The sequence below is a fragment of the Amycolatopsis sp. lyj-84 genome, from assembly GCF_046549075.1.
Taxonomy (GTDB): domain Bacteria; phylum Actinomycetota; class Actinomycetes; order Mycobacteriales; family Pseudonocardiaceae; genus Amycolatopsis.
Genome location: NZ_JAJPWO010000007.1, coordinates 22,951 through 43,329 on the forward strand (window position 1 = coordinate 22,951; position 20,379 = coordinate 43,329).

16 protein-coding genes are annotated in these 20,379 nt (G+C 68.0%); 12 read left to right on the top strand and 4 right to left on the bottom strand.

The window, feature by feature from the left end:
• Window positions 1–212 precede the first annotated feature (212 nt).
• The 4 genes from ACLJRM_RS21675 to ACLJRM_RS21690 all read left to right on the top strand — a co-directional run bounded on the left by ACLJRM_RS21675 (window position 213) and on the right by ACLJRM_RS21690 (window position 3,984).
• A complete protein-coding gene (locus ACLJRM_RS21675; protein WP_101609947.1) occupies window positions 213–2,087 on the top strand; it encodes an acetolactate synthase large subunit in 1,875 nt (624 codons plus the stop codon).
• Entirely contained in the window at window positions 2,084–2,590 is a 507-nt protein-coding gene (ilvN, locus tag ACLJRM_RS21680; RefSeq protein ID WP_076162709.1) for an acetolactate synthase small subunit, read from the top strand. Before ACLJRM_RS21675 ends, ilvN begins: the two co-directional genes overlap by 4 nt.
• Before the next feature lie 41 nt (window positions 2,591–2,631).
• Complete coding sequence (gene ilvC, locus ACLJRM_RS21685) at window positions 2,632–3,645, top strand: ketol-acid reductoisomerase (protein ID WP_410664111.1); 1,014 nt, start codon at window positions 2,632–2,634, stop codon at window positions 3,643–3,645.
• 75 nt (window positions 3,646–3,720) lie between these two features.
• Complete coding sequence (locus ACLJRM_RS21690) at window positions 3,721–3,984, top strand: DUF397 domain-containing protein (protein WP_101613443.1); 264 nt, start codon at window positions 3,721–3,723, stop codon at window positions 3,982–3,984.
• Here ACLJRM_RS21690 and ACLJRM_RS21695 read toward each other — a convergent pair.
• The 4 genes from ACLJRM_RS21695 to ACLJRM_RS21710 all read right to left on the bottom strand — a co-directional run bounded on the left by ACLJRM_RS21695 (window position 3,981) and on the right by ACLJRM_RS21710 (window position 7,740).
• Complete coding sequence (locus tag ACLJRM_RS21695; protein WP_410664112.1) at window positions 3,981–4,862, bottom strand: nuclear transport factor 2 family protein; 882 nt, start codon at window positions 4,860–4,862, stop codon at window positions 3,981–3,983. The genes ACLJRM_RS21690 and ACLJRM_RS21695 overlap by 4 nt on opposite strands.
• A gap of 196 nt (window positions 4,863–5,058) precedes the next feature.
• Window positions 5,059–6,015: an ankyrin repeat domain-containing protein gene (locus ACLJRM_RS21700; protein ID WP_410664113.1), complete on the bottom strand. Its 957-nt coding sequence runs from the start codon at window positions 6,013–6,015 to the stop codon at window positions 5,059–5,061.
• On the bottom strand, window positions 5,999–6,835 hold the full coding sequence (locus ACLJRM_RS21705) for a TIGR03620 family F420-dependent LLM class oxidoreductase (RefSeq protein WP_410664114.1): 837 nt from the start codon (window positions 6,833–6,835) through the stop codon (window positions 5,999–6,001). Before ACLJRM_RS21705 ends, ACLJRM_RS21700 begins: the two co-directional genes overlap by 17 nt.
• On the bottom strand, window positions 6,832–7,740 hold the full coding sequence (locus tag ACLJRM_RS21710; RefSeq protein ID WP_410664115.1) for a TIGR03620 family F420-dependent LLM class oxidoreductase: 909 nt from the start codon (window positions 7,738–7,740) through the stop codon (window positions 6,832–6,834). Before ACLJRM_RS21710 ends, ACLJRM_RS21705 begins: the two co-directional genes overlap by 4 nt.
• 95 nt (window positions 7,741–7,835) lie before the next feature.
• On the opposite strand from ACLJRM_RS21710, the gene ACLJRM_RS21715 reads away from it, so the two are divergent.
• From ACLJRM_RS21715 to ACLJRM_RS21750, 8 genes are all read left to right on the top strand, one after another.
• Window positions 7,836–8,402, top strand: a complete 567-nt coding sequence (locus ACLJRM_RS21715) for a TetR/AcrR family transcriptional regulator (protein ID WP_101609937.1) — start codon at window positions 7,836–7,838, stop codon at window positions 8,400–8,402.
• 102 nt (window positions 8,403–8,504) lie between these two features.
• Window positions 8,505–10,103: a phosphoglycerate dehydrogenase gene (gene serA, locus ACLJRM_RS21720; RefSeq protein WP_410664116.1), complete on the top strand. Its 1,599-nt coding sequence runs from the start codon at window positions 8,505–8,507 to the stop codon at window positions 10,101–10,103.
• Between the two features lie 296 nt (window positions 10,104–10,399).
• Window positions 10,400–13,804: a S8 family serine peptidase gene (locus tag ACLJRM_RS21725; RefSeq protein WP_101609933.1), complete on the top strand. Its 3,405-nt coding sequence runs from the start codon at window positions 10,400–10,402 to the stop codon at window positions 13,802–13,804.
• Between the two features lie 236 nt (window positions 13,805–14,040).
• Window positions 14,041–15,084: a 3-isopropylmalate dehydrogenase gene (locus ACLJRM_RS21730; RefSeq protein ID WP_101609931.1), complete on the top strand. Its 1,044-nt coding sequence runs from the start codon at window positions 14,041–14,043 to the stop codon at window positions 15,082–15,084.
• A gap of 278 nt (window positions 15,085–15,362) precedes the next feature.
• Window positions 15,363–16,982: a citramalate synthase gene (gene cimA, locus ACLJRM_RS21735; RefSeq protein ID WP_410664117.1), complete on the top strand. Its 1,620-nt coding sequence runs from the start codon at window positions 15,363–15,365 to the stop codon at window positions 16,980–16,982.
• 175 nt (window positions 16,983–17,157) lie between these two features.
• On the top strand, window positions 17,158–17,382 hold the full coding sequence (locus tag ACLJRM_RS21740; RefSeq protein WP_410664118.1) for a DUF397 domain-containing protein: 225 nt from the start codon (window positions 17,158–17,160) through the stop codon (window positions 17,380–17,382).
• A gap of 223 nt (window positions 17,383–17,605) precedes the next feature.
• A complete protein-coding gene (locus ACLJRM_RS21745; protein WP_410664119.1) occupies window positions 17,606–18,472 on the top strand; it encodes a helix-turn-helix domain-containing protein in 867 nt (288 codons plus the stop codon).
• A 275-nt stretch (window positions 18,473–18,747) separates the two neighbouring features.
• Window positions 18,748–20,379, top strand: coding sequence for a toll/interleukin-1 receptor domain-containing protein (locus tag ACLJRM_RS21750; RefSeq protein WP_410664120.1), 1,632 nt, complete (start codon window positions 18,748–18,750; stop codon window positions 20,377–20,379).

A 20,379-nucleotide genomic window follows, 5' to 3' on the forward strand; every position in this document is an offset into this window, starting at 1 on the left:
GCGACCGGCTAGCTTCACTCTCGTGACAACGCAGACCGGCCTCGTACTTCCCAAGCGCGTCGACGCTTAGGGAAGTCTCCGCTGCGTCGACGCGCGACCCTCGTGCGACCACTCCGGTCGGCGGGGGTTTTTTGTTGCCTGGAACAATTTCAACGCCGAACCAGCCAATGAATACCCGAACGAGTGACTAGACAAGACGAGGCAGACAAGCGATGACTAGTGCCACCTCGCGAGCTGAAGCGAACACCGGAACATCCGGGTCCCGACCCAAGCCGGCGCCGCCGGCCGGGACCCCCGTGCGGGTCACGGGCGCGCAGTCGCTCGTCCGCTCGCTCGAGGCGGTGGGCGCGGAAGTCGTGTTCGGTATTCCCGGCGGCACCATTCTCCCGGCGTACGACCCGTTGCTCGACTCGACGAAGGTCCGCCACGTCCTGGTCCGCCACGAACAGGGCGCGGGCCACGCCGCCACCGGATACGCGCAGGCGACCGGCAAGGTCGGGGTGTGCATGGCCACGTCGGGTCCCGGCGCGACCAACCTGGTCACCCCGCTCGCCGACGCGAACATGGACTCGGTCCCGGTGGTCGCCATCACCGGCCAGCAGTCCCGCGCGCTGATCGGCACGGACGCCTTCCAGGAAGCCGACATCTGCGGCATCACGATGCCGATCACCAAGCACAACTTCCTGGTCACCGACCCGGCGGACATCCCCCGCACCATCGCGGAGGCCTTCCACCTCGCCTCGACCGGCCGCCCCGGCCCGGTCCTGGTGGACATCCCCAAGGACGTCCTGCAGGAGATGACCTCCTTCTCCTGGCCGACGGAGCTGCGGCTGCCGGGCTACCGGCCCACGCTGCGCCCGCACGGCAAGCAGGTCCGCGAGGCCGCCCGGCTGATCAGCAAGTCGCGGCGCCCGGTCCTCTACGTCGGCGGTGGCGTGATCAAGGCCGACGCCTCGCGCCAGCTGATGGAACTGGCCGAGCTGACCGGGATCCCGGTCGTCACCACGCTGATGGCCCGCGGCGCGTTCCCCGACTCGCACCCGCAGCACCTCGGTATGCCGGGCATGCACGGCACGGTCTCCGCGGTCGCCGCGATGCAGCGGGCGGACCTGCTGATCGCGCTCGGCGCCCGTTTCGACGACCGCGTCACCGGGCAGCTGTCCTCCTTCGCGCCGGGCGCCGCCATCGTCCACGCCGACATCGACCCGGCCGAGATCTCCAAGAACCGCAAGGCGGACGTGCCCATCGTCGGCGACTGCGCGGAGATCATCACCGAGCTGATCGAGGCCGTCCGCGCCGAGACCGACAAGTCCGCGAAGCCGGATCTGCAGGACTGGTGGACGCAGGTCCGCTCCTGGCGCGACGACTACCCGGCCGGCTACGAGTGGCCCGAGGACGGGACGCTTTCCCCGCAGTACGTCATCGAGCGCATCGGCTCGCTCGTCGGCCCGGACGCGGTCTACACCGCGGGCGTCGGTCAGCACCAGATGTGGGCCGCGCAGTTCGTGAAGTACGAGAACCCGCGCACCTGGATCAATTCCGGCGGCCTCGGCACGATGGGCTTCGCCGTCCCGGCCGCGATGGGCGCCAAGTTCGGCGTCCCGGACAAGCAGGTCTGGGCCATCGACGGCGACGGCTGTTTCCAGATGACGAACCAGGAACTGGCCACCTGCGCCATCGAAGGCGCGCCCATCAAGGTCGCCGTCATCAACAACGGCAACCTGGGCATGGTCCGCCAGTGGCAGAACCTCTTCTACTCGGAGCGGTACTCCAACACCGATCTCGGTACCCACAAGCACCGCATCCCCGACTTCACCCTGCTCGCGGAGGCACTCGGCTGCGCCGGGCTCCGCTGCGAGACCAAGGAAGACGTCGACGCCACCATCCGGCGCGCCATGGAGATCAACGACCGCCCCGTCGTGATCGATTTCGTGGTGGGGAAGGATGCGCAGGTGTGGCCCATGGTGGCCGCGGGCACCGGTAACGACGAAATCATGTCCGTGCGCGGGATCCGCCCGCTCTTCGACGACGACGAAGTCGCCGCAGAGGCGGAGATCAACGCCGCGGCAGAAGGAGACGCGCGATGAGCGTGCACACCCTGAGCGTTCTGGTGGAGAACAAACCCGGTGTCCTCGCGCGGGTTTCCGGACTGTTCTCCCGGCGTGGTTTCAACATCGAATCCCTCGCCGTCGGGCCCACGGAAAATCCCGAGGTGTCCCGGATGACGATCGTGGTCGCCGTCGAAGAGCTACCGCTCGAACAGGTGACCAAACAGCTCAACAAGCTGGTCAACGTCATCAAGATCGTGGAATTGGAAAAATCCACAGCCGTGCAGCGCGAACTGCTGCTCGTCAAGGTCCGGGCCGACGCCACCGTGCGCAGCCAGGTCCTCGAGACGGTGCAGCTCTTCCGCGCGAAAGTGGTGGATGTGTCCCCCGAGGCGCTCACCGTCGAAGCCACCGGTACCTCGGACAAGATCGGTGCCCTGCTGCGGATGCTGGAGCCCTATGGCATCCGTGAACTGGTCCAGTCCGGAATGGTCGCGGTCGGCCGTGGCGCCCGATCCATTACCGCCACCTCAGCTCGATAAAGAACTTTTGTTGTAGGTCAGGAAAGGAAGTAGTACCCCTCATGGCAGTGGAAATCTTTTACGACGACGACGCGGACCTTTCGATCATCCAGGGTCGCAAGGTCGCCGTGATCGGCTACGGCAGCCAGGGCCACGCGCACTCGCTCAGCCTGCGCGACTCCGGCGTCGACGTCCGCGTCGGCCTGCCCGAGGGCTCGAAGTCGCGGGCCAAGGCCGAGGAGCAGGGTCTCCGCGTGCTCACCCCGGCCGAGGCCAGCGCCGAAGCCGACCTGATCATGATCCTCGCGCCGGACACCAAGCAGCGCGCGATCTACGAGAAGGACATCGAGCCGAACCTCAAGGACGGCGACGCGCTCTTCTTCGGTCACGGCTTCAACATCCGCTACGACCTGATCAAGCCGCCGTCGAACGTCGACGTCGCCATGGTCGCGCCGAAGGGCCCGGGCCACCTGGTCCGCCGCCAGTTCGTCGACGGCAAGGGTGTCCCGGCGCTCATCGCGGTCGAGCAGGACGCCTCCGGCAACGCGCAGGCGCTCGCGCTGTCCTACGCCGCCGCCATCGGTGGCGCCCGCGCCGGGGTCATCAAGACGACCTTCACCGAGGAGACCGAGACCGACCTCTTCGGCGAGCAGGCCGTCCTCTGCGGTGGCGCCTCCGCGCTGGTGCAGACCGGTTTCGAGGTGCTCACCGAGGCCGGCTACGCCCCGGAGATCGCCTACTTCGAGGTGCTGCACGAGCTGAAGCTGATCGTCGACCTCATGTACGAGGGCGGCATCGCGCGTCAGCGCTACTCGATCTCCGACACCGCCGAGTACGGCGACCTGACCCGCGGCCCGCGCGTCATCTCGCCGGCGGTCAAGGAAGAGATGAAGAAGATCCTCGGTGAGATCCAGGACGGCACCTTCGCTCGCGAATGGGTCGCCGAGGACGAGGCCGGACGGCCGAACTTCACCAAGCTCGAGGAGCAGGGCAACCAGCACCCGATCGAGGAGACCGGCAAGAAGCTGCGCGACCTGATGTCGTGGGTGGACCGGCCGATCACCGAAACCGCCTAGGTTTCGCCGCGAAGGGGCCCTTCCTGGTGAAGGGCCCCTTCGTTTTGCGCGCCTGAAAGGGATACCGTGGGCACCATGAGTGAGCAGCCGGTGGACGACAAAGCCCACATCCGGCCCGAGCTGGACTTGACCGAAGTGACGTGGATCCGGGCGGAACCGGAAGGCGCGAACCTCGAAGACTGCGTCGAGTACGCGTTGGTGCCGCACGAAGACGGTGTCACCTACACCGCGATGCGCCAGTCCTCGGATCCGGACGGTCACGTCCTCGTGTTCACCCCGAGGGAATGGGACGCCTTCTTGAAAGGCGTCGCGGACGGCGAATTCGACCTTCCCGCTTAGACGAGCGCGAACAGTTCCTTCAGTCGTCCGGTGGCGGCCGCGACGGCGAGATGGTCGGCGTAGTCACGGGATTCGACGATCAGCCCGTCGCGCACGCGCAGCACGAAGATGTTGGAGACCCGGAATTCCGGGCTGCCTCCCGCCGTGCCCTGATAATCGAACTCGCCGATCACGACCTCGGGGTCGAGGGTTTCGTGGATCACCAGATCGCGGACCTGGAACCGGACCTCGTGCTGCTCGCCGAACTTGAAGTGCTCGTGCAGGTCTTCCCTGGTCTCCAGGGTCTTCGCCCCCGGCAGGAACGGGTGCGTCACGTGGGTTTTCCCGGCGTAGAGCGCTGACAACTCACCCCACTTGCCGTCCGCGACGCCGTGGACGAGCCGCTCGAACACCCCGCGCGGACTCTTCGGATCCGCCGTCGACACCGGACGCGGCGGAACCGGCGTGATTTCCTGCTCCGCGGTTTCGTAGCTCTTTTCGAGGTCCTCCAGACCGTCGCGTGCCGCGGTCAGGCGCAGGTAGTCGTGGTAATCGCGGGAGTGGGCGATGAGCCCGTCGCGGACCCGGAGGAGCTGGATATTGGCGATGTCGAAGGACTTCCCGGTGTCGAGCGCCTCGCCGACGTTGCGGTACTCGGCGATGATCACCTCCGGGTCGGTTGTCCCATGAATCAGGACATCTGCCCTGCTCATGCGCACGTTGATTCCTCCGCCGAAGTTCTTGCGAAGGGTTTCGCGGCCCTCGAAGCGGGCTGGCACGGGTGGGCGCTGCGGGTTCTCGACGACGGCGTCTTCCGCGTAGAGCGCGAAAAGGTCTTCCCAGCGTCCGGCGGTGATGCCTTCGGACAGCTCGTCGAAGACTTCGCGGGGTGTGGTCATTGAGGTCTCCCAGTCAGACAAAAACGGAGTCTGTAGTCCGTCTTCGACGATACGGACTACAGACTCCACTTGTCCACCTTGCGCTGCGGCACGGGCGGCAGGGGCGGCTGGGGGGTGCTATGAAAGGCCCGTTACTTGCAAAATTTGCAAGTAACGGGCCTTTCATAGCACTTGGGGCACCCCACGCCCGCCGACCTCAGGCTCCCCGCAGTACCGCCAGGATCTCCCGCTGCTCGAAGTGCTCAGCCCACCCCAAGGCCGACGACGAGTACAAAGAGTCCTCAAGGGACACGTCCGCCCCCACCGCCAGCAAGGCGCGGACCGCGTCCACGTGCCCGCCCTGCACGGCCAGGTGCAGCGCCGTGACACCTTCCCCGTGGGAGAGCCCGCCGAAGGTGCCCTGCCGGTTCACCGAAGCCCCGAGCTCGGCCAAAGTCCCGATCACCGAAGCCTTCCCCTGGGCGGCGGCCCACGTCATCGCGGTCCCGCGATAGACGTCGGCGTCCACGTCGGCTCCCCGCTCCACCAGCGTGCGGACAGCCGAAGAACGGTCGTTCCGCGCGGCCCACGAAAGCGCCTCGTTGACGATCTCGGCCGGGTCCTCGCTCGGCCGCCATTCCGGGAAACCGCTGTGCGGCCGGTGGAACTCGCGGTGCGTGCCCGCCTCGGGGGAAAGCGTGCCGTCCGGCGCGATCAGCGCGTCGAGCAGGTCCGTGTGTCCCAGACCGGCGGCGACGCGCAGGTTCCCGGGGGCCAGGCTGTGCGCGGCCAGCGCCTCGGCGGCCTCGCGGTGGCCCCAGAACAGCGCGGCCACCAGCGGTGTCCCGCCGTCGCCGCGGGCGGGAACGTCGACCGGGGCGCCCGCGTCGAGCAGCATCGTGACCAGCAGCGGCAGCCCGACATACCCGGCCTGGTGCAACGCGGTCCAGCCGTGCACGTTGGCCGACGCCGGATCCGCCCCGTGGTCGAGCAGGATCCGGCACAGCCGCTCGTCGCGGGTCGCGACGGCCATGCCGAGCAGGTCGTTCCCGTTCTTCCCGTGTGCGTGGACGAGCGTGGGCAGGTCACCGATCAGGCGCGCGAGCCCGGCGAGGTCCTGCGCATCGATCAGTTCACGCGCGTTTTCGAAGGCGAGTTCAGCCGGTGACGTCACGCTTCCGCACGCTACCCGCGACCCCCGACAAAAGCCGCCATTCCGGCAGCGGGATCCGTTCGTCCTCGGTCAGGACCTGAAGGCAGACATGATCCGCGCCCGCGTCCAGATGTGCTTGGATCCGGGCGGAAATCTCGTCCTCCCCGACGGCGACCAGCGCGTCGACGAGGCGATTCGAGCCGTAGTCCTTGTCTGTGAAGCCGAACCGCCGCAGATTCGCCTGATGGTGGGCCGCCAGCTCCAGGTACATCGACACGTGCCGCCGGGCGATCTCCCGATCCGCGCCCAGAACCACGGCCTGTTCGACGGCCAGGTAAGCCGAAGGGCCCATGATTTCCCGGGCGCGAGCGGTGTGCTCGACCGGGACGAAGTACGGGTGCGCCCCGTCGGCCCGTTCCGCGGCCAACGAAAGCATCTTCGGCCCCAGCGCGGCCAGCAGCCGCCGGTGCGGGGAGTCCGGTGTGGACAGTTCGGTCCCGTTCATTCCGTCGAGGTATCCGCGCATCGCTTCCAGCGGTTTCGTGCCCCGTCGGTGCCCGCCCAGGCCGAGGACGAACCGGCCGGGATAGGCCTCGGCGAGGGTCCGCCCGGCGGCCGCGGCGGTCGCCGGTTCCCGCTGGTCGAAACGCGCGATCCCGGTGGCGACCGTCAGCCGGGACGTCGCCGCCAGCAGCAGCCCCGCCTGCGTGAAGGCCTCCCGTCCCAGGTACTCCCCGAACCACACCGCGTCGAAGCCGAGCTCTTCGATCTCCGAGGCCGCGTCGCGGACCGCGCCGATTTCCTTGCCGTCGAAGGAGAACGTCCAGATCCCGACGCTCATCGGGTCACCTCCGCCAGCGCCGGGGCCAGTCGTTCGAGCTGATCCACGATGACGTCCAGGCTGTCGCCGACCGGGTTGACGAGCACGGTGTCCGCGCCGGCGTCGACGAGTTCCTTGATCCGCCGCGCGATCTTCTCCTCGTCGCCCCACGCGGTCAGCCCGTCGACGAGCCGGTCGCTGACGCCGTCGATGTCCGCATCGGTGTAGCCCAGGCGTTTCCAGCCCTTGATGTAGTGCGGGATGCCGTACTGCTTCAACAGTTCGATGGTCTTCGCGATGTTCGCCCGTGCCTCCTCCCGGCCGCCGAGCAGGACCGGATGCTCCGGGATGAGCAGCTTGTCCGGCCCGACGATCTCGCGGGCGTACGGCGTGTGTTCGAAGGGCTGCGCGAACGGGTGCGCGCCGTCCGTCAGCTCCCTCGCGAGTTCGAGCATCTTCGGGCCGACGGCGGCGAGAACGCGCGGAAACGGGACCGGTGAAGGGAATTCGGCCTCCGCGGCGGCCATGGCTTCGAGGTACTCACGGGTCTGTCCGAGCGGCCGGTAGTCCGCACCGGACTTCGTCGCCTGGAAGGCGTGGCCGATGCCGACACCGAGCACGAACCGGCCGGGGAAGGCATGCGCGAGCGCTCGCCCGCCGGCCTGGGCGGTGTACCCGGGGCGTGACCAGATGTTGGCGATCCCGGTGCCGATCACCACCCGTTCGGTGGAGGCGAGCGCGATGCCGCTGTGCGCGAACAGCTCCCGGGCCGCCGGTCCCTCACCCGCCCAGACGGTGCGATAGCCCAGCTCCTCCAGCCGTCGTAGCGCCTTCAGTTCTTCTTCGGGTGACGGCTTGAGCATGCCGAGCGGCAGCCAGACGCCCACCGGTCCCAGCAGGTCGCGGGTCTCTTCGATCAGGTTCACTTCGGTCTCTCCAGCTAACATGAGGCAGCCTCCGGTTACCTGGCCGACTATACGGAGGCTGCCTCCGATTTGTCGAGACTAAGCTCGGGAGTGCGATGGACACCGAGAAGAAACCGCTGCGCGCGGACGCCCGGCGCAACTACGAGCGCCTCGTCGAGGAGGCGAAGCGTGCCTTCGCCGCGCGCGGGGTCGAGGCCTCGCTGGAGGACATCGCCCGCAATGCCGGTGTCGGCATCGGGACGCTCTACCGGCACTTCCCGACCCGCGAGGCACTGGTCGAGACGGTGCTTCGCGAACGGTTCGACGGCCAGGCCGTGGCGGCCCGCGAACTCCTGGGCTCGCCGGAGCCGTTGAGCGCGCTCAAGACCTGGCTCGCCGGGATGGGCAGGCAGTCGGCGAGCTACCGCGGGCTACCCGAACTGATGGTCGACGTCCTCGACGACGAGGCCTCGCCGCTGTATGCCTCGTGTCACGCCATGCGGGACGCTGTGTCCCAGCTGGTGGAACGGGCGAAGGCCTCGGGGGAGCTGAGGGCGGACGTCACAGCGCACGAATTGCTGGTGCTGCTGCACGCGCTTTCCTGGGCCAGTGAACATCTTTCGGGTGACAAGGGCCTCGAACGGCTCCTCGAACTCGTTTTCGCCGGATTACGGGCGAGTTAACAATCCCCTGTCACCAGGTCTAAACTGCGGCGCAACCGGGCACAACGGCGTGACCGAACAACCGTGAGTCGCAGGCACAGACCAGATAGTGGGAGCCGTATCGTGACCAAGCCGAACAAGCCCGTCGTCCTCATCGCCGAGAAGCTCGCGCCTTCCGTGTTGAGCGTGTTCTCCGACGAGGTCGAGGTCCAGCATGTGGACGGCACGGACCGTCCCGCGCTGCTCGAAGCCGTGAAGACGGCGGACGCGCTGCTCGTGCGGTCCGCGACCAAGGTCGACGCCGAGGTCCTCGCCGCCACCACCTCGCTCAAGGTGGTCGCCCGCGCCGGCGTCGGGCTGGACAACGTCGAGGTCCCCGCCGCCACCGAACGCGGTGTGCTGGTGGTCAACGCGCCGACGTCGAACATCGTCTCCGCCGCCGAGCACGCCGTCGCGCTGCTGCTCGCGGTCGCCCGCCGGGTCCCGGCCGCGGACCAGAGCCTCCAGGGCGGCGCGTGGAAGCGCAGCAGCTACTCGGGCATCGAGATCCAGGGCAAGACCGTCGGCGTGGTCGGCCTCGGCAAGATCGGCCAGCTGTTCGCTCAGCGTCTCGCCGCGTTCGACACCAAGCTCATCGCCTACGACCCCTACGTCTCGGCCGCCCGCGCCGCGCAGCTCGGCATCGAGCTGGTCACGCTGGACGAGCTGCTGGAGCGCGCCGACGCGATCTCCATCCACCTGCCGAAGACCCCGGAGACCAAGGGCCTGATCGGTGCCGAGGCGCTCAAGAAGGTCAAGCAGGGCGTCATCATCGTCAACGCCGCTCGCGGTGGCCTGATCGACGAGCAGGCGCTGGCGGACGCGGTGAGCTCCGGTCACGTCGGCGGCGCCGGGATCGACGTGTTCGTCACCGAGCCCACCACCGAGAGCCCGCTGTTCGGCCTGCCGAACGTCGTCGTCACGCCGCACCTCGGCGCGTCGACCGCCGAGGCGCAGGACCGCGCGGGCACCGACGTCGCGAAGTCCGTGCTGCTCGCGCTGCGCGGCGACTTCGTGCCGGACGCGGTGAACGTCGCGGGCGGCGGCACGGTCGGCGAGCACGTGCGGCCGTACCTCTCGCTCACCCAGAAGCTCGGCACCGTGCTGACCGCGCTCAACCCGAAGGCGCCGACCTCGGTCACCGTCGTGGTCAAGGGCGAACTGTCCACCGAGGACGTCAGCGTGCTGCCGCTCGCGGCCGAGCGCGGCGTGTTCGCCGGCGTCGTCGAGGATCAGGTCACCTTCGTGAACGCGCCGCGCGTGGCGGAGGAGCTGGGGGTCCAGGTCGACCTGGTCACCGAGACCGAGAGCCCCAAGTTCCGCAGCCTGGTCACCGTCCGCGCGGTCTACGACGACGGCGCGACCCTTTCGGTGTCCGGTTCGGTCACCGGCAAGGACGACGTCGAGAAGCTGGTCGAGGTCAACGGCCGCCACTTCGACCTGCGTGCCGAGGGCAACGTGCTGCTGCTCGAGTACCCCGACCGCCCGGGCATCATGGGCCGCGTCGGCACGCTGCTCGGCGAGGCTGGCATCAACATCGAGGCCGCGCAGATCAGCCAGACCACCGACGGCGCGGACGCGGTGATGCTGCTGCGGGTGGACCGCTCGGTGGACTCGCACCTGCTGGAGCCGATCGGCGCCACCGTCGGTGCCCACACGATCCGTGCGGTCAACTTCGGCTGACCTGGAAAGCCCGACAAACGAAAGCCGCGTCTCCGGACGCGGCTTTCGTTATATGGCAACATGTTACCGGCGTTACAAGAATACTTTTCGCCAGTAGTCACAGCGTTGCGAAGAGCAAGATTCAATAACGGTGAAAAATGCCTACTGAAGTCGTGCTGGTCCCCGGATAGGTTTCTCCGGCGAGGCCGAACCATCGCGCCGTCAAGGGCACGGCGCGGCGCCGGGGCTCACCGTCGGGGGTGTGTTCGAGCGGCAGGCAGGTTCCGAGTCTAGGCCTCGAGTGAGGGCACTTACTCATGAACAGATCCCGCGTACCCCGGTGGGCCATCCGCTCATCGGCCGCGGTCTTCGCCGCGTTGCTCGCGACGTCCGTGACCGGGGCGACCGCAGCCGCACAGGATGTCCCCCTCGCGGACGGCGTCACGCCGGCGAAGATCGACCGTAATGGATTCCAGGGGAAGGTCGAGCCGAAGCTCAAGGCCGCCCAAGGGCAGATCACCGCTTTCGTCGAGCTGGCCAAGCAGCCCGCCGTCGACGCCTTCAACGCCGAGCAGAACAAGGGTGCCGGCAAGGAGAAGGCCAAGAAAGCGGCGAAGGACGCCAAGGCCAACACCGCCGCGACGGTGAACTCCGTCGTCGGCCAGCTCAAGGCCGCCGACGCCGGGACCCAGCTGGTCACCCAGACCTCCAACGCGGTCGCCGGGGCGGTCGTCACGGCCGACGCGGCGAAGATCCGCGAGCTGGCGAAGCGGCCGGACGTCGTCTCGGTCAAGAAGGTCGTGCCGAAGACCCGCACCAACTCCAGCGCGGTCCAGCTCACCAACACGCTCGCCTCGTGGCAGCAGACCGGCCGCTACGGCGACGGCATCCGCGTCGGCGTGATCGACGACGGCATCGACTACACCCACGCCGACTTCGGTGGTCCGGGTACGGCCGCGGCCTACAACGCGATCAACCGTGACCAGGCCACCCCGGCCTTCCCGACCGACAAGGTCGTCGGCGGTATCGACCTGGTCGGCGACGCCTACGACTCGGGCAGCAGCGACCCGGCCCTCAAGACCCCGAAGCCGGACCCCAACCCGCTCTCCTGCGGCCACCACGGCACGCACGTCGCGGGCACGGTCGCCGGTTTCGGTGTGGACGAAGCGGGCAAGACCTTCACCGGCGACTACAAGAAGCTGAACAAGAAGAAGATCGAAGCGATGCAGATCGGCCCGGGCACCGCGCCCAAGGCCCTGCTGTACGCGATCAAGGTCTTCGGCTGCGACGGCTCGACCAACGTCACCTCGCAGGCGCTCGACTGGTCGCTCGACCCGGACGGTGACGGCGACTTCACCGACCACCTCGACGTCGTCAACCTTTCGCTGGGCGGCGACTTCGCCACCCCGGACGACCCGGACTCGCTGTTCGTGCGCAAGATCGCCGCGAACAACGTCGTCCCGGTGTTCTCCGCGGGCAACGGCGGCGACCTCAACGACGTCGGCGGCGCGCCGGGCAACACGCCCGAGGCGCTGACCGTCGCCAGCAGCCGCGACGCCTCCGTCCTCCGTGACGCCGTCGAGGCCGTGGCCCCCGCCGGGGTCAAGGGCGCGAAGACCGGCCAGTTCAGCCAGAACTACGCGACCTACGACACGCTCGACGTCACCGCGCCGGTGGTCAAGCTGTCCGCCGCCAACGCGGCCGGGTGCAACCCGTACTCCGCCGCCGACAAGGCGGCCGCCGCGGGCAAGATCGTCTGGCTCGAATGGGACGACAACGACGCGACCCGCGCGTGCGGTTCGGGCGCCCGCTCGAACAACGCGCAGGCCGCCGGTGCCAAGGGCGCGCTGTTCTCCTCCACCCTGGAGCACTTCTCGGCCGGGATCGCGGGCAACGCCGCCACCCCGACGTTCCAGCTCACCGGCAGCGCGACCGCGTCGCTCCGCCCGGCGCTGAACGCGGGCACGCTGCAGGTCCGCATGACGGGCAAGGGCCGCGTGTCCGTGCCGACCAGTGACCAGTCCATTGTGGACACCCCGAGCTCGTTCACCTCGCGTGGCGGTCGCGGCCCGGCCAGCAAGCCGGACGTCTCCGCGCCCGGTGACTCGATCTCGTCCGCGCTCAGCGGAAGCGGGGCGGGCCGCCTGGTCATCTCCGGGACGTCGATGGCCGCTCCGCACACTTCGGGTATCACCGCCCTGATCCGTCAGGCGCACCCGGACTGGTCGGTCGAGGAGGTCAAGGCCTCGGTCATCAACACCGCCGGTCACGACATCCACGATGCTTCGGGCCGCACCTACGGTCCGCAGCGCGTCGGCAGCGGCCGGATCGACGCGAAGGCCGCGCTGGACAACCAGGTCCTGGCCTACGTCGTCGACAACCCCGGCTTCGTCTCGGTCAACTTCGGCGTCGTCGAAGCGGGCGGCCCGGTCACCCTGACCAAGACGGTCAAGGTGGTCAACAAGGGCATCAAGCCGGTCGAGTACTCGGTGGGCTACGAAGCCGTGAACGCGCTCCCCGGTGTCGAGTACACAGTGGACAAGCCGACCGTGAAGCTGAGCCCGCGCGGCGTCGCGCTGGTCAAGGTCACCCTGAAGATCGCCGACCCCAAGGCGCTCCGCAAGGTCATCGACCCGACCATGGCGACCACGCAGGTCGGCCTCGCCCGGCAGTTCGTGGCGGACGCCTCCGGCCGGATCGCGTTCACCCCGAAGAGCGGCACGACTGTTCCGCTGCGGCTCTCCGTGTACTCCGCGCCGAAGCCCGTCTCGTCCATCAACACCCCGGGCGCGGTGACCTTCGGCAACGGCCAGAACCAGGCCGTGCTGAACCTGACCGGCAAGGGCGTGGACCAGGGCAACGGTTCGCAGCGGTACCGCTCGCTGATCAGCGTGCTCGAACTGCAGGCGGAATCCCCGCAGCTGCCCGAGTGCGACGGCGACGTCACCACCGACTGCACGCTGAACCAGACCGCCAAGGGTGGTGACCTGCGCTACGTCGGCGCGGCGTCCACGGCCCCGCTGGCCAAGGCGCAGGGTGAGCCGGAGAACGCGTTGCTGGCCTTCGGTCTCACCACCTGGAGCGACCTGGCCAACCTGGGAAGCAACACCTCGCCGTTCGTGGACATCGACACCACGGGCGACGGGCAGCCGGACTTCGAGACCTATGTCACCAAGGTGACCGCGACCGACGTCCTGGTCGCCGTCACGGTGGCGCTGAAGCCGGGCTTCCCGCAGGTGGACATCCAGCCGGTCAACGGCCAGCTCGGCGACGTCGACACGAACGTGTACGACACCAACGTCGTCGTGCTGCCGGTGAGCATCGCCGCGCTGGGCATCGACCCGAACGCCGCGTCGCACAAGATCAGCTACACGGTCGGGACCTCCGGGTTCTACGCGGCGCCGGGTGCGGACTCGTCGACGATCGACTACGTCGGCACGCCGCTCTCGTTCGACGCCTTGGCTCCCGCGTACACGGTCCAGGGCGGCGGCGACTCCGCGCTGGGCTACGTCGCGAAGCCGGGCACGGCGCTGGTGGTCAACCGCAACACGGCCGCGCAGGACACCGTCCTCGGCCTGCTGGCGATCGATCACCACAACGCCTCGGGCAACCGGGCGAGCGTGGTGAAGATCCAGGCGAACGCCGGAAACGGCAACGCGGGCGCCGACCGGCCGGGCAACGGCGGACGGCACACCGGACGTCAGCCGATCGGTGTCGGCTGACGCGGTAGTGCGGTAACCCGCGTTCGATGAGGTGAGGGACGCCCTGGCGGCATGCTTTCCGCCAGGGCGTCCCTTCTTGTATTCACTCTTTCGGCTGTCTCGCTCTGTGGGAGATTCCGGCATAAGGGTGGTGCGGCTACGGCTACCGGGCTACGGCCGGTAACCTTCCGCTGCTGGCGTTTTCTTGCGGATGGGCCATCCGGACTGCCGGTGGCCTGGTCTACGGAGGTGTGTGGATGCGGCTCGCGGTGATCCCAGGAGACGGGATCGGGCCCGAAGTGGTCGCCGAGGCGCTCAAGGTGCTCGGTGAGGTCGTACCTACGGCGGAGATCACGAACTACGACCTCGGCGCCGCCCGGTGGCACTCCACCGGTGAGCTGCTTCCGGAGTCCGTGCTCGGCGAACTCCGTCAGCACGATGCGATCCTGCTGGGCGCGGTGGGCGACCCGACGGTGCCGAGCGGCATTCTGGAGCGTGGTCTGCTGCTGCGGCTCCGTTTCGAGCTCGACCACCACGTGAACTTGAGGCCCGCCCGGTTGTACCCGGGAGTGCGCGGCCCGCTCGCGGAGTCGGGCGAGATCGACATGGTCGTCGTGCGTGAGGGCACGGAAGGCCCCTATGCCGGCAACGGTGGCTTGCTGCGCAAGGACACGGAGCACGAGATCGCGACGGAGGTCAGCGTAAACACGGCGTTCGGCGTCCGGCGCGTGGTGACCGACGCGTTCAACCGTGCCGAGGCGCGGCCCCGCAAGCACCTGACGCTCCTGCACAAGACGAACGTGCTGGAGTACGCGGGCTCGCTGTGGTCGCGGATCGTCGAAGAGGTCTCGCTGGAGCACCCGGAGGTGACCGTCGCCTACTCCCATGTGGACGCGGCGATGATCCACCTGGTGACCGACCCGTCCCGATTCGACGTCATCGTGACCGACAACCTGTTCGGCGACATCGTCACCGATCTTTCGGCGGCGGTGACCGGCGGCATCGGGCTGGCGGCGAGCGGGAACCTCGACATCACGCGGCGGAACCCGAGCATGTTCGAGCCGGTGCACGGCAGCGCGCCGGACATCGCGGGCCAGGGTCTCGCCGACCCGACCGCCGCGGTGCTGTCGGTCTCGCTGCTGCTGGACCACTTGGGACAGAAGGAAGCGGCGCGGCGGATCGAGGCCTCGGTGGCCTTCGACCTCGCGACCCGCGATCAGGCGTCGCCCGGCGCGACGCACGCGATCGGTGACCGGCTGGCGGCGCTCGTGTCGTCGAACGTGCGCCCGGTCACTCAGTAGTCGGCCCTGAGATGAAGGGGACTTTCATTGCAGAATTTGCAATGAAAGTCCCCTTCATTGCATTCGGGGGCTCCCAGAAGGTGGGAAGTGTCGCCCGGCCTGTGGACGCCCGCCGGAGCGTGTGCCATGATGCGTTCGTGACCTCCTGCACCATCATTATCGCCGAGCGCGCCGGATAACAGCTCCACAAGAGCCCCCGGCGCGCAACCTCTCGCACCCATGCGGGAGGTTTTTTTGTTGCCCGAACCAGCTTTGCCTCCCGCCACAAGGAGTTTCCCGTGAACCGCACGGAGCCCGCCGATACACCGCTCGGCGACGCATTCCACCTCTACGACACGACGTTGCGCGACGGCGCGCAGCGCGAGGGGATCTCCTACTCCGTCACGGACAAGCTGGCGGTGGCGAGGCTGCTCGACGATCTCGGGGTCGGCTTCATCGAAGGCGGATGGCCGGGCGCGCTGCCCAAGGACACGGAATTCTTCGCCCGCGCCGCTTCCGGCGAACTGAAACTGCGGCACGCCGCGCTCGTCGCGTTCGGTGCGACGCGGAAGGCGGGCACCAAGGCGGACCAGGACAAGCAGGTGCGGGCCCTGCTCGATTCACAGGCGCCGGTGATCACGCTGGTGGCCAAATCGGACCTGCGTCACATCGAGCGCGCGCTGCGGGTCGACGTCGGCGAGGCCTGCGCGATGGTGCGGGACTCCGTCGCCTTCCTCGTCGGCGAAGGACGCCGCGTCTTCCTTGACGCGGAACACTTTTTCGACGGCTACGCGTTCTCCCCGGACACCGCGCTGAAGGTGCTCGACGCGGGAGTGAACGCGGGCGCCGACGTCGCGGTGCTGTGCGACACCAACGGCGGCCAGCTGCCACTCGGTCTCGCGGAAACCGTCCGCGAGGTCAAGGAAAGGACCGGATTCCGGCTCGGAATCCATTGTCAGGACGACACTTCCTGCGCGGTGGCGAATTCCGTCGCCGCCGTGCAGGCCGGCGTGACGCACGTCCAGTGCACCGCCAATGGGTACGGCGAACGGGCGGGTAACGCCGATCTGTTCGCCGTCACGGGAAATCTGGTGACCAAGCTCGGTATGGAGGTGCTCCCGACCGGAGGCGCCGCCGAGCTCACCCGGGTCTCCCATGCTCTTGCCGAAATCGCCAACCTCGCCCCCTACACCCACCAGGCTTACGTAGGGGCGTCGGCTTTCGCTCACAAGGCGGGACTGCACGCGAGCGCGATCAAGGTGGATCCGTTGCTGTACAACCACATCGATCCAGCTTCTGTCGGCAATGACATGCGGGTACTGGTCACCGAGATGGCCGGCAGGGCCAGCCTGGAGCTCAAGGGACGTGAGCTCGGGGTCGACCTTGCCGGCCAGCCCGAGGCGCTGACGAGCGCCGTACGCAAGGTGAAGCAACTCGAATCCGAAGGCTGGTCCTTCGAGGCCGCGGACGCTTCACTGGAACTGCTGCTGCGGCGGGAGGTCGACGGCCCGCAAAGCGACGTCCTCGACGAACCGCCGTTCGAACTCGAGTCGTACCGGGTCGTCCTGGACCACCGCTCCGACGGCCAGGTCGTCTCCGAGGCGACGGTGAAGGTGCACGTCGCCGGGCAGCGCGTGATCGCCACCGCCGAGGGCAACGGCCCCGTGCACGCGCTCGACGCCGCCCTGCGCGAGGCACTCAGCCCGCACCTGTCCTGGTTGGACAGTGTGGAGCTGGCCGACTACAAGGTGCGCATCCTGCCCGGCCACCCGGGCACCGACGCCGTCACGCGCGTGCTCGTCGAGACCAGCGACGGCGAGCGGGAATGGACGACCGTCGGCGTGCACGGCAACATCGTCGAAGCGAGCTGGCTCGCGTTGTGCGACGCGCTCGTGCACAAGTCCCTGACCGAGGCATGACAGCGCGGGAATCGTTGGCGCAGCGCGATCGGGCGGTGATGGTAGGTGAAAATCCGCCTGTCGGCGGTGTTTGGCGATCACGCTCCGCCGCTAACCTGAACGGTGGCCTGCAAGGGGACAGGTACCGTCTCGCCTGCGACCGGTCGAGCGTGCCTGCCGAGGATCGGGGGCACATGTGGCGTTGCGGGACGACAGGCTTTCGGAGGAAACCGATTTCGCGCGGCTGAAGTGGGTCAAGAGCTCGGCCAGTACGGGCGACGCCGACGCTGACGATGCCTGTGTCGAGGTATCCGCGGGGCGCGATCTGGTCTTCGTCCGTGATTCGAAAGCCCCCGGTCCGATTCTCGGTTTCACGCCCGCCGCGTGGAAGGCGTTCATCGAAGGACCTCTCGGCGACTGAATCGGATTCACCTTCCTGACGGCTTCGCCGCGAGCGGCGGAGTCGCTTCGTCGCGTCCGGGCGACGTATGGGCATTCATGCAGATAGCCGCATGCCATGAGGCACAGTGAAGCCTTGCCTAACGACATGTTCCCGTCCGCCAGGGGCAATGTGACTCTCGTCATAGAGAATGGTACCGTTCTGCCAGATAGCAGACAGCCAGGACTCAGGAGGATCGCAGATCATGACGAGGGCCCAAACTCCGGTGAACAGCCAGAGGCGCCTGCTGGCGGCTGTGCGGGAGGCCCGCGACGCGCTGAGGCTCACGCAGAAGGAGGTCGCGGAGGCACTCGACTGGTCGGTTTCGAAGGTCATCCGGATCGAGAACGGTTCGGTGGGCCTGTCCACCACCGACTTGAAGGCCCTGCTCCTGCACTACGGCATCACCGACCGGGATCGGGTGGAGACCTACGTCCGGTTGGCGAAGGAGAGTAAGCAACCCGGCTGGTGGGACGAGTACCGCAGGGCGTTCAAACCGGAGTTCGTCCGGTTCCTGGGTCTCGAGGCGTCGGCCTTCGCCATCCGGCAGTTCCAGCTCCTCTTGGTGCCGGGGTTGCTTCAGGCACCCGAGTACGTCCGGTCTTTGATGGCGAAGGGGCCGAACGCGCCGGATACGATCGAGCGCGCCATCGAGGTGCGTCTAACCCGGCAGGGGCGGCTGAAGGACCTGGAGTTCCAGCACCACTTCATCATCGACGAGTCGGTGCTGTACCGGCGGGTCACCGACGAGGACGGCTGGCGGAAACAGCTCGCCCACCTGCGGAAGGTGGCCGAGCAGCCCAATGTCACTCTGCAGGTGTTCCCGTTCACGGCGGGCTTCCTTCGAGGCATGCGGAGTTCGTTCCAGCTCATGGAGCTGTCCGACCAGGTGAACGACTACTTCCTCGTCGTCGAGCAGCCCGCGGGTGACGTCTACTTCGACGAGGCCGCCGGTGCGGACAAGGGCGCCGAACACTTGAAGATCTTCTACCAGCTCGAAGAGGCCGCGTTGCCGCCCGAGGAGACCCCTCGGATGATCGACAAGGCGCTGGCAAGGCTGGAGGAAGAATGAGATAGCCCGACGTAAAAGGGCGACTTCTGCTGGCACAGAAGCCGCCCGAGTGGCAATACCCACCACAGGACTCACTGCGTCGCGAGGCGTGGACGTACTGCCGGATCGCCAGCATACGACCTCATCGCCTCCGGAGGCTGCCCCCGTCCCGGTGGCCGTTGGTGTTCACCTGTCCGAGCGGACCGGGAACATCTCGGCCACCAGGGACCGCGGGGCCGCCGAATGGCCTTGTCCGACGAAGCGGCAGGAGGCCGCCTCGTGCCTGGAGGATCCACATGAGGGTCTTTATCAGCTATGCCCACGACACCGAGGGCAGGAAGGTCGCTCAAGCGCTGGCCGAAGCCCTGCGGAAGCGTGGGGTCGACGTTCTCTGGGACCGCGATCTCCCCGAGGGGAATCCGGTGTCCCTGCCGGAATGGATCGTCACTTCGGTGACGAAGCACCCGGTGCTCTGCGTCCTGTCTCCCGACTACGTGTTGCGGTTCGGCGCCGGTGACGGCACGGCCGCACGCAAGGGCGTCCTGTTCGAAAGCCGTGTCCTTCAGCGCCGGATCTACGACCACACCTCTTCGGGTGGCTGTCCGGTCATACCGGTCGCCGATCTGGGGTTCTCCGCCGACCTCGCCCCGGTCGTGCTGAAGAACCTGGTGATCTCGAGGTTCGACGTCGAGACCGAGGACGGCCTCGAACAGATCGTCCGCCGGTTGCTCGCCTTGAGCCCGGTGACGTCTCCCGCCCGGACCGTGGCCGTGCCGCCGGAGGTCGCCGAGGAGCTGGCGCTCGTCCATGACCTGGAGGCGGCTTCGCCCTCCTCGGCCGCGGGGCCTGCCCTGGTGCACGACTGGCTCACCGTCGTACCCGGCTTGAGCCGGGCCGACCTCGTCCGGGCGTTGCCGGCGGTGGAGCGGATCCTCAAGGCCGCCGGGGACGCCGAGGCCATGCGGCGGGTGACCGATTGCTGTCTCCGCTCCCTGCCGGACGGAGCCTTGGCGGCGGACGACCGGAGAACCCGGGCGTGGCTGCTGCTCCGCTGCCAGGCATGGCACCTGCACCGGATGCACGAGCTGTCCGCCGCTGTGTCCACTGTGGACGAAGGGATCCGGCTGGCCAAGGAGTGCGGGGACGGTTGGATGGTCGCCTTCGGCAAACGGCTGCTCGCGGTCCTGCACTGCGAGCTCGCCGAGGTCTCGCGGCCGGACACCCGCAAACATCACCTCGCCCAGGCGGTGGAATGCGCCAAGGCCGCGAGCGCGATGTTCCATGCGCTCGACCCGGCGGGCGACGAGTACGGCGCCTGCCGCAATGTCCTCGCCGGTATCTGGTTCACCCAGTACCGATTGGACCGGCGACGTTCGGCGTTGAAGCGGGCGAACAAGCTCGCGGGCCAGGCGGTCGGCTACCTGCCGAAGGACCGGACCCGGGAGTACCACGAACTGCTGATCCTCCGGGTACGGATCTCCATCGCCCGCGGCGAACTCCCCAGGGCGAGGGAATTGGTGGACAAGGCGCTCGCGTCGCTGGCGACGCATGCCGACGACGGTGCCTCCTACACCGAACTCCTCGGCTCCGCGCATCTGGCCAGGGCCGAACTGAGGTTGAAGGAAAGCGGGCGTGACGCCCCGGCGAACGCGGCGAGGGACATCAGCCTGGCGTTGAAGTTCTTCGACGAGATCTCGCTGCCCTACGCCTCGGCGACCTGCCGGTGGTTGCTGGCCAAACTCGTGCCGGAGACGGCCGGGGTCGAGCGCGGCGACGTCCGGATCTGCGAACGTCTGTTCACCGATCCCCGGATCCGTCTGCGCGGGCTGGAGGAGCGGAGCCGACGGATCGGGGAATGCGTCGGTGGTCGCTGGACCCGGCGTGCCGAATGGAGGGAGATCGCGCGCAAGCTGCGCAGTCAGGTCTGA

What these genes read in the sequence shown, in the direction of transcription:
- ACLJRM_RS21675 (WP_101609947.1), top strand. Translation starts at nt 213, where the DNA reads ATGACTAGTGCCACCTCGCGAGCTGAAGCGAACACCGGAACATCCGGG.
- ilvN (WP_076162709.1), top strand. Translation starts at nt 2,084, where the DNA reads ATGAGCGTGCACACCCTGAGCGTTCTGGTGGAGAACAAACCCGGTGTC.
- ilvC (WP_410664111.1), top strand. Translation starts at nt 2,632, where the DNA reads ATGGCAGTGGAAATCTTTTACGACGACGACGCGGACCTTTCGATCATC.
- ACLJRM_RS21690 (WP_101613443.1), top strand. Translation starts at nt 3,721, where the DNA reads ATGAGTGAGCAGCCGGTGGACGACAAAGCCCACATCCGGCCCGAGCTG.
- ACLJRM_RS21695 (WP_410664112.1), bottom strand. Translation starts at nt 4,862, where the DNA reads ATGACCACACCCCGCGAAGTCTTCGACGAGCTGTCCGAAGGCATCACC.
- ACLJRM_RS21705 (WP_410664114.1), bottom strand. Translation starts at nt 6,835, where the DNA reads ATGAGCGTCGGGATCTGGACGTTCTCCTTCGACGGCAAGGAAATCGGC.
- ACLJRM_RS21715 (WP_101609937.1), top strand. Translation starts at nt 7,836, where the DNA reads ATGGACACCGAGAAGAAACCGCTGCGCGCGGACGCCCGGCGCAACTAC.
- ACLJRM_RS21725 (WP_101609933.1), top strand. Translation starts at nt 10,400, where the DNA reads ATGAACAGATCCCGCGTACCCCGGTGGGCCATCCGCTCATCGGCCGCG.
- ACLJRM_RS21730 (WP_101609931.1), top strand. Translation starts at nt 14,041, where the DNA reads ATGCGGCTCGCGGTGATCCCAGGAGACGGGATCGGGCCCGAAGTGGTC.
- ACLJRM_RS21745 (WP_410664119.1), top strand. Translation starts at nt 17,606, where the DNA reads ATGACGAGGGCCCAAACTCCGGTGAACAGCCAGAGGCGCCTGCTGGCG.
- ACLJRM_RS21750 (WP_410664120.1), top strand. Translation starts at nt 18,748, where the DNA reads ATGAGGGTCTTTATCAGCTATGCCCACGACACCGAGGGCAGGAAGGTC.